At 56.3% G+C, this 8,804-nt stretch carries 4 protein-coding genes; 2 read left to right on the top strand and 2 right to left on the bottom strand.

Annotation, left to right across the window (positions count from 1 at the left end):
- Positions 1 to 598: 598 nt before the first annotated feature.
- Positions 599 to 2,842: an MMPL family transporter gene (locus tag M7439_RS06320; RefSeq protein ID WP_298344741.1), complete on the bottom strand. Its 2,244-nt coding sequence runs from the start codon at positions 2,840 to 2,842 to the stop codon at positions 599 to 601.
- 870 nt (positions 2,843 to 3,712) lie between these two features.
- Between M7439_RS06320 and M7439_RS06315 the strand changes: the two genes are divergently transcribed.
- Together M7439_RS06315 and M7439_RS06310 are read left to right on the top strand one after the other, a co-directional pair.
- A complete protein-coding gene (locus M7439_RS06315; RefSeq protein ID WP_298344744.1) occupies positions 3,713 to 5,107 on the top strand; it encodes a 3' terminal RNA ribose 2'-O-methyltransferase Hen1 in 1,395 nt (464 codons plus the stop codon).
- Entirely contained in the window at positions 5,104 to 7,644 is a 2,541-nt protein-coding gene (locus M7439_RS06310) for a polynucleotide kinase-phosphatase (RefSeq protein ID WP_298344747.1), read from the top strand. Before M7439_RS06315 ends, M7439_RS06310 begins: the two co-directional genes overlap by 4 nt.
- Before the next feature lie 127 nt (positions 7,645 to 7,771).
- On the opposite strand, the gene M7439_RS06305 is transcribed toward M7439_RS06310, so the two are convergent.
- Complete coding sequence (locus M7439_RS06305) at positions 7,772 to 8,776, bottom strand: IS3 family transposase (protein WP_308464411.1); 1,005 nt, start codon at positions 8,774 to 8,776, stop codon at positions 7,772 to 7,774.
- Positions 8,777 to 8,804 lie beyond the last annotated feature (28 nt).

The following is an 8,804-nucleotide window of genomic DNA, read 5'->3' as shown; positions in this document are numbered from 1 at the left end:
GTTCGCTTCAGTGAGGCGTTCCAGGTGTAGAGCGTGTTGAGGGGGATTCCTTCAGCGTTGGCAAGCTTGGTGATTGCACCGTCGGGAGTATCCCCACCACCCCCTAGTTCCAGGAGCCTTCTCAGTACTCGTTCCTTCTGTTCTCTCGGGTATACCTTCATCTGACTCCTCGTTCCCCGCCCTTGATATGACTGTAGTGGATCTCCCTTCAAGGGCTCTGATGGCTAGGGTGTCAGAGGATGTCTACCCTTGGACAGCGCCCAATCAGCCGAGTTCATTATTAATCGTCATAGTACATCTCTACGACAACTGTTGTAACCCCGCACTCTGGGACCAATACAGTCATGCATCTCCGGTATCTCTGTATCCGCACTGGAGTGGCGAACCTGGGGGTGGTGCGGTGAGTTTGATGAGTGACGATATGTGGCCAGGGGGTTGTGGTTTGAGGCGTGGACGCAGGGAGAAGCGTGTCGATGCCAGCCATGCGCGTAACGGCCGCACCGTCACTATGGCCGAAGCAGCGGGTGTTTGCGGCGCTGAGGTTATACAGGCGGAGTGACGGGCCGGGTTTTGGCTAGCTGCGCGACCGTGCCATGGTTCAACTGATCACTTCGACTGGCGGAGTGATTGGAGGAGGAGTGACAGGAGGTTCCTCTACCCCTTCGGTATTGATGGTGGGGAGAATGCGGTCAAGCCAGTGGGGAATCCACCAGTTCTTGGTGCCAAGCAAGGTCATGATCGACGGGACGAGCAGCAGACGTACGACCGTTGCATCGATCAAGACAGAAACCCCAAACCCAACCGAGAACATCTTGATCACGACATCGGGAGACCCGATAAAGGCGAAAAAGACGCTCACCATGATGAGTGCTGCGGCAGAAATGACACGCCCAGTCGAGGATAGACCCTCGGCAACTGCTCTTTGGTTGTCACCGGTCTTGAGCCAGAGTTCGCGCACGCGAGAGAGGAGAAAGACCTCGTAATCCATCGAGAGCCCAAAGACAACCGCGAAGACAACCAAGGGCACGTAGGCCTCGATAGGTACTGCGGCCGACAACCCGAGCAGACTACGCCCCCATCCCCACTGGAAAATGGCTACGAGTACCCCATACGAGGCGCCGATGCTGATGAGGTTCATGATCACTGCCTTGATGGCGAGGACGACACTTCGGAAAGCCGCTGCGATCAGGATTAACGCGGTGATCAGGATGACCGCGATAGTGCCGGCCAGGTCAGAGCTGAGTGTCTGGTCAAACTGAATTTGGAGCGCGGTTCCGCCAGTGACGAACCCGTGAACTCCCGAGCTAGTGGTGATATGGGGGACGGTGGTGTTGGTCAGGGTGTTGAACAAGTTTTGGGTTGCTTGGCTGTTGGGCCCGGATTGGGGTACGACCGAGGTCACGAGGACGGCGTGGTTTGGGGTGAGCGTGGGAGGAGTGACGAAAGCGACGTCAGGAACCTGACTGATTTGCGTTTCGAGACGTTCGGCCAGGGTTCCGGTTTGACCATGAAAGCCGTGTAAGTTGACGGCGATCACAAGCGGTCCGTTCGCGCCAGCGCCAAAGGCGGTGGTCACCTGATCGTAGGCTCTATGCGAACTATAAGAGGCGGGATAGGAGTCGGCGCCAACATTACCAAAGCGCAGCGAGAAGAACGGAATCGTGAGGACCCCCAGGATGACGATGCCCACCGCCAAGAAGATGATGGGTCGGCGTTGTAGTGCCCGCGTGTAGCGATGCCACAGGTCATCGTGGGCACCAGACTCCGCCGCAATGCGACCCGCATGAAAGCGGTCGATGTTGCGTCCGGCGAGTCCCAATCCAGCGGGCACCAGGGTAAGAGCACCAGCGGCTCCCGTCAGTACGCAGAGGAATGCAGCGAAGCCGAGCAAACCGAAGAAGGTGAGGCCTGACGCATAGAGACCCAGAAGCGCAACTGAGACGCTCGCAGCGGCGATGATGACTGCCTGTCCACTTGTAGCGGCGGTTCTTCCAGCGGCTTCAACCGGGTCATAGCCATCGATGATGCGCTGGCGAAATCGCGTGGTTAACAACACGGCGTAGTCGATTCCGACTCCTAGCCCAATCATGAGGGCGAGGGTCGGCGCATCGGTCGCGAAGGTAATCATGCTAGCGACAATGCCAAGGATTGAGACACCCACTCCAACACTCAAGAGGGCAACGGCTAACGGCAATCCTGCCCCGATCAAACTACCGAATGTGAAAATTAACACGAGGATAGCGATGCCAAAACCGACCGATTCTGAGGATGCATCACGAAGTGGTGGATTGACGACGGAGGCAAAACCGCCACCGTAATCAACGGTCAATCCTGCGTGGGTCGCTGGCTGCATGGCTTGATAGAGCAACGGAGCATAACCCTTCCCTAGCGAAGGGGGGAAGACGGATGTCGTTACGGTGATCAGCGCGGTCCTTCCGTTACTTGAAAGATCCGGCGATCGGGGTGCGAGAGGGTTGCCCACCGCCACTATGTCGTGGAGGCGACGTAGATTCGTTTCACTGGCAGCCAATGCGTGCGAATACGTGGTGAGATGGTCTCCGGTGACCACCACCAACCCGGTGTAGCCGGTAGCAGATGGCTGATTCTTTTTGAGTAACTTGAGCCCGATCGACGGCTGACTCCCGGGAAGACTGATGTTGTTCTGGTACTTGCTCGAGATGGCACGATGTACTGCAAAGACACTGATCAAGATGAGAAGCCAGGCAATCACTACCCTGAATGGGTGACGAGCACACTGACGACTGATGCGATCCAACAGTGGACGTCTCGGGTGGTAAGTGCCCGAAATATTGTCGTTCATTGTGGTCATACGCCGTCGCATCGATCGCCTCCCAATGATGTTCCAGACCCCATGATCGCCTCAGGAGACGGACGAAGAAGGTGACTTCGCACAACTCGAACACCTGCGTTTAACCGCGTTCTTGGTTGATCGTAATACCGGATTGAAGACGAAAACGACAAAGATGGCTAAATTATGCCTAAAAGTGTTGCCTTTCACTGATGGAGTTGACCTGTTCACGGAGGGTGGCAAAGATTGGTATGAAGGATAAATGGGTCTCTACTCACGCGGAAATGGCAACAAGTTGTCGATGTCAATCAAGATCGGCTCGGCCTGTCAGTCGTCTGCAGAAGCGATAGTGCGTCCGATCACTCAAGGAGCTGGCCGGTGGGGCTCACCCTTATGGCACCGAAGAACCCGACAGCCGATGTTGTTTCTCGACGCGGACCCGCGCACCTTGGTGACACAACGGCTATTTCTTCGGCCTCTGTGACCTAACTCCTAGAACAATCGATCATCTCTTTGATGCCCGTCCTCAAGGCGTTCGAAGGACTGATCGGATTTCTCCATGCCACGCCGGCTGTCGTCTGCCTCTATCCACTGGCGACTCCGTAGTTCAGCGCATGCGCAGTCATCTGAGGATTGAGGGTGGATTGAGCGAGATTCCCTAATGATCGAGCCCGCGTGCTGCTGGGCCAGTTGAGCCACAGTTCCAAATCGAACCCTGTGCGTGGCCGAGGAGGGCACGGGTCAGTTTGAAGCACGCACTTTGTTGGTGATCGAACCTGCCCATTGGCGCCAACGTCGTGAACGCATCCTTTGATCCCCACTTCCCGTGGACCTGGCGCCTGGTTTTGGGACTGTTTGGTGGGATAAATCGTAAGTTCGGGTAAGGTGAATAAGGGGAGGAAGATGTTACTCACGATCACGACGACTACATCGCCAGCGACGGATCTGGGTTTCCTGTTGCACAAGAACCCAGACTCTCACTACACCGTTTCACTCTCCTTCGGAACGGTCCATGTCGTCTATCCCGAGGCGAAACATGATCGTTGTACTGCGGCGCTGCTAGTTGATATCGACCCGATCGCTCTCGTGCGCGCACGTCAAGGCTCGTCTGGTGCCGACTTGGCGCTCTCGCAGTACATCAACGATCGGCCCTATTCGACCTCATCGTTGCTGTCGGTTGCGTTGATCACGGCATTCTCGACCGCGATGGGCGGGCGATGCAAGGAGCGACCAGAACTGGTGAACCGCCCCCTCTCGTTGGAGGTGAAGATGCCGGTGGTCTCGTGTCCACAGGGGGAACAACTTGTACGAAAACTCTTTGAACCACTTGGGTACGAGGTGGAGATTCATCCGGTAGCCCTGGATGAGCGGTTTCCGGGATGGGGCGAGAGTTCGCTCTTTGCCCTGACCTTGAGAGGAGAGGCCGTGTTGCAGCATCTTCTCTCGCATCTCTATGTACTTCTTCCTGTTCTCGATGATGAGAAGCATTATTGGGTGGGACAAGAGGAGGTTGACAAGCTCCTGCGCCAAGGGCAAGAGTGGCTACCAACACATCCAGAGCGCGACCTCATTGCGCGCCGCTATCTGCGCTACCACCATGACCTCGTCGAACAGGCTCTTTCTCGGCTTTTTGATGAGGAGTCTGGGTTTCCGCTCTCGACAGAGGTAGACAAGGGTCATGAGCCTCTGGCAAGCACGCAAGGTTTGGGCGCGAGTCGGCGAGAGGCGGTGAGGGAGGCTCTGCGTTCTCACGGTGCACGAAGAATTGTCGATCTCGGTTGTGGCGAGGGAAGGTTGATCGGAGAGCTGTTAAGCGAGCAGGGGATCGAGCGTGTGGTGGGCATGGATGTGGCGCACAGGGCCTTGAAGAAGGCCTCGGCGCATCTTCACCTCGAAACCATGACTCCGCGAGAGCGAGGCCGTGTGGAGCTACTACATGGATCGGTCACCTATTGCGACAGTCGACTCGTCGGTTTTGATGCGGCGGTGGCAGTGGAGGTGATCGAGCATCTCGATCCGACGAAGCTGGGTGCGTTCGAGAGCAATGTTTTTGGTTTCGCCCGTCCGACAACCGTCGTTGTTACGACGCCAAATTCGGACTATAACTCGCTGTTTCCACTGCTCGGTGAGGGTGAATTTCGGCATCCTGATCATCGATTTGAGTGGAACAGACAGGAGTTTGATCGATGGTGTCGTGCTGTCGCCGACAAATATGGCTACTCCGTTGTCATCAGTGGGATTGGTGATGAGGATGAAGAACATGGCGCTCCTAGCCAGATGGCGGTCTTCTCCCGATGAGCACGCTGAGGTTGCCTGATCTGTGTTTGGTCGTTCTGGTGGGTGTCTCTGGGTCAGGGAAGTCGACATTTGCTGCGCAACACTTCTTGCGCACCGAGGTGGTTTCCTCTGATTTCTGCCGTGCTCTTGTCTCTGATGACGAAAACGATCAGTCTGCAACCAAGGCCGCCTTTGATGTCCTCGACTACATCGTGGAACAACGGTTGGAGCTTGGAAAGCTGACAGTGGTTGATGCTACCAACGTTCAAGTCGAGGCGCGAAAGTCGTTGATCGACTTGGCGAGGCGGCATCACGTTTTGGCCGTAGCGATCGTATTAGATATGCCCATTGATCTCTGCGTAGCGCGTAATGGCGCCCGTATGGATCGGCAGTTCGGACCACACGTCCTACGCAATCAGAGCTCGCAGTTGCAAAGATCCCTCAGAAGGTTGAGACGAGAGGGTTTTCACCGGGTCTATCATCTCACGGGCGAGCGAGAGGTGGCGCAGGTGATTGTCGAGCGCGAGCCTGTGTGGAATGACCGTCGGAACGACCATGGCCCCTTTGATATCATCGGAGATGTCCACGGATGTATTGATGAGCTCGTAGAACTTCTTGAGGTACTTGGGTATTGCCGGGCTGCTGGCGAAGATGCCTACTCCCATCCAGAGGGGCGGAGGGTCGTCTTCCTTGGAGACCTGGTAGATCGCGGACCTGGAACTCCTGAGGTTCTTCGCCTCGCAATGCAGATGGTGCGCCATGGCAGCGCATTATGCGTATCCGGCAACCATGAGGTGAAATTGTTGCGGGCTCTGCAGGGTAAGAAGGTCGAGGTGCGCCATGGGCTCGGGGAGAGCTTAGAACAGTTGCGGGCGGAGTCATCGTCCTTCTCTGAAGAGGTCGCCGAGTTTCTTGATCGTTTGATTAGTCACTATGTCTTTGATGGTGGCGCCTTGGTTGTGGCGCATGCGGGATTGCCTGCCAGTATGCACGGAAGAACATCGGCAGCGGTAAGAGCGTTCGCACTTTATGGTGATACATCAGGCGAGTCGGATGAGTATGGCTTGCCAGTGCGCTACCCCTGGGCCGAGGACTACCGCGGAAGTGCCAGCGTGATCTATGGGCACACTCCTGTTAAGGAGCCAGTTTGGGTTAACCGAACGCTCTGCATTGACACGGGCTGTGTATTTGGTGGTCGGCTGACGGCACTGCGGTATCCCGAACGCGAGATCGTGTCCGTGCCTGCGCGCGAGGTATATTACGAGCCGGTCAAACCACTAGTCGTTGATCCACAAGGAGGTCTCGGCCGCGAACCAGGAGTTCTTGACGTCGGTGATGTGTTGGGCAAACATATTATTGAAACGCGCTTGCGGCATACCGTGACCATCAGGGAAGAGAATTCCTTGGCTGCCCTCGAGGTGATGAGCAGGTTTGCCGCGGATCCACGGTGGCTCGTCTATCTGCCCGCAACGATGTCACCGACAGCGACGTCAGCGCAAAGCGATCTGCTTGAATCTCCCGAGGAGGCTTTTGCCTACTACGCAAAAGCAGGGGTGGCTGAGGTTGTCTGTGAAGAAAAGCATATGGGATCCCGTGCCGTGGTTGTGGTCTTCCGTGATGCGGATGCAGGAAGTCGTCGGTTTGGTTTTGAGACCTCCAGCATCGGTATGGTTTACACTAGAACGGGGCGCCCGTTCTTTGGGAAACAAGAACTCGGCGACAGGTTCCTCGCCAGGGTGCGTGCGGGAATTGAGGCTGCGGGACTGTGGGATCAGTTGGCGACCGAGTGGCTGATTCTCGACTGCGAGATTCTGCCTTGGTCCTTCAAGACCGAGGACCTCATGAGGCGCCAGTATGCGGTAGTTGGCGCTGCGGCGGCTCGATCTCTTGGCAGGGAGAAGGAGGTGCTCGAGGCTGTGGCCGCGCGGGGCATGGATGTGGCGCATGCTATTGAGCAGCTCAATCGACGCATCGGCCATGTTGAGAATTTCGCGAAGGTCTACCAGCATTACAGCTGGCCGGTGAGGTCTCTTGATGATCTACAACTCGCACCTTTCCAGATTTTGGCAGGAGAAGGTTCCGTACACGCCTTGAAGGACCACGCATGGCATCTGAATCTCATCACGCGACTCGCTGAGACTGACCCAATGACGTTTCGGTCTACCCAGGCGACTTTTGTGAGCTTGGGAGACAGTGGGTCTCAAGAGCGAGGCTATGCGTGGTGGGAGGAACTGACCAGCGACGGAGGCGAAGGGATGGTGGTAAAACCTGCCCAGGTGGTGCACTTTGGCAAAAGGGGCCTTACGCAACCTGCACTGAAGGTGAGGGGACCTGAGTATCTCCGGCTGGTCTATGGACCAGAATACACCGAGCCCCAACACCTTGCTCGTTTGCGTACCCGGTCCCTTGGAAGGAAGCGATCGCTCGCTTTGCACGAGTTTTCACTCGGCATTGAAGGTCTAGAGCGTTTTGTCGCCGGTGAACCCCTCTATCGAATCCATGAGTGTGCATTCGGAGTTCTCGCGTTAGAGAGCGAAGAGGTGGATCCGCGTCTCTAATCAAAGGCTTGGCACAGTAACTGTTGACCGCGACGACGACGTGGTGCCGGACCACGTCGGAATGTCTCTACAAAAAATGTACGAGCTACTCATGAGTTTAGTAGTCAAAACGTTAACTCCCGTCCGCCTAAGGACCCTCTTTCATCTCCTCTTCACTTGGTCGGTTGATCCAGACCTTGTTGTTGAGGGTGGGCGGGGTTGGGATCTTTCTCACAAAGCGCTCGGGGTGGGTTTCAGAGGCGTTGCGTAACACCTCGGCCCTTCGTTCGGTGATCACCTCCGCGTAGCCTTCGTGAACATCAGCGGGCGTCATGAGTCCAAGGCCCACGTGGTGATGTTCGTACTGGTACCAGGTGAAGAATCGTTGGAAGAAGCTCCTCGCCTCCTCGAGGCTCCCAAAGCGTTCCGGGAAGTCTCCCCGGTACTTAAGGGTCTTGAACTGGGCCTCGGAGAAGGGGTTATCGTTAGAGGTATGGGGACGAGAGTGACTCTTTTGTACCCCAAGGTTGGCGAGGAACTCTGCCACACTATGAGAGGCCATCGAGGCTCCGTTATCGGCATGGATCGTCAAGCGGTTCGGATCGACTCCCTCCTTTGTGATCGCCTCACCCATGAGCTCTTTGGCTAGCTCGCTACTCTCATGATCCTCGATTCTCCAGCCTACGATCGATCTCGAGTAGATGTCTAAGATCACGTAGAGCTGGTAGTAGATCCCCTTGGTAGGACCTTTGAGCTTGCTTATGTCCCACGACCATACTTGCCCTGGTCCCGTGGCTAAGAGCTCTGGCTTGACCCTGGCGGGATGGGTTGCTTGGCGTCTCCTCTCTCGTGTTTCACCAGCCTCTGCCAGGATCCGGTAGATGCTCGCCACCGAGGCCAGATAGATCCCCTCATCGAGGAGGGTGGCATAGATCTCACGAACCGATACATCACAGAAGCGCTCCGAATGACAGACCGCGAGGATGTGTTCTCGCTCGGCATCGCTTAATCTTCTGGGACTCGGCTTTCTCGGCTTTGGCTCCCTGACCGGGGGATCGACCAGGTAGTAATAGCTTGAACGCGCGATCCCAAGACACTCACAGGCAGCGACGAGACCGATGATCTCGGTCAGTTCTCCTACCCCCTCGACGATGGCTGCGTTCGCTCTCTTTGATCCTCGG

Source organism: Ferrimicrobium sp., assembly GCF_027319265.1.
GTDB lineage: Bacteria > Actinomycetota > Acidimicrobiia > Acidimicrobiales > Acidimicrobiaceae > Ferrimicrobium.
Note: the sequence above shows the minus strand (reverse complement) of the source record. Positions and strands in the feature narration are given on the sequence as shown.